Source organism: Mordavella massiliensis, from assembly GCF_016901695.1.
In the GTDB taxonomy this organism is placed as follows: Bacteria; Bacillota; Clostridia; order Lachnospirales; family Lachnospiraceae; genus Claveliimonas; species Claveliimonas massiliensis_A.
This window is the reverse complement of sequence record NZ_JACJKS010000096.1, coordinates 1-293: the sequence shown is the minus strand read 5'-3', so window position 1 is coordinate 293 and position 293 is coordinate 1. Positions and strand designations below refer to the sequence as shown.

The 293-nt window shown below is 48.8% G+C and carries 1 protein-coding gene; it reads left to right on the top strand.

Annotated features, from left to right (window positions below):
* A partial coding sequence (locus H6A20_RS13255; RefSeq protein WP_204907552.1) for a hypothetical protein occupies nucleotides 1-195 on the top strand: 195 nt, incomplete at its 5' end.
* Nucleotides 196-293: the final 98 nt, after the last annotated feature.

Sequence of the window (293 nt, the reverse complement as noted above, 5' to 3'; positions counted from 1 at the left end):
GATATGGTCTGTATGTACTGCCAGTCCTATGCTGCCGGCAGACTGGATGTGACCATCCCGGATCCCGTGACACGCTTAAAGGAACGCCATGAAGATCTGAAAGACCTGATCATGGACCTCCGTGTGGATATCCGTTACCTCCAGGGCCTGTGTGATGACTATGAGCGGATCCTGAAGGAGCATAATCTGCTCTAAGGAACATGGCTTCCATCGTACTGACCTGGGAGGTGATACAGAAAGAATCCAACGAAAAAAAGGCCTTTTAAAGCCTCTTGCAATCCGTTATTGATGAT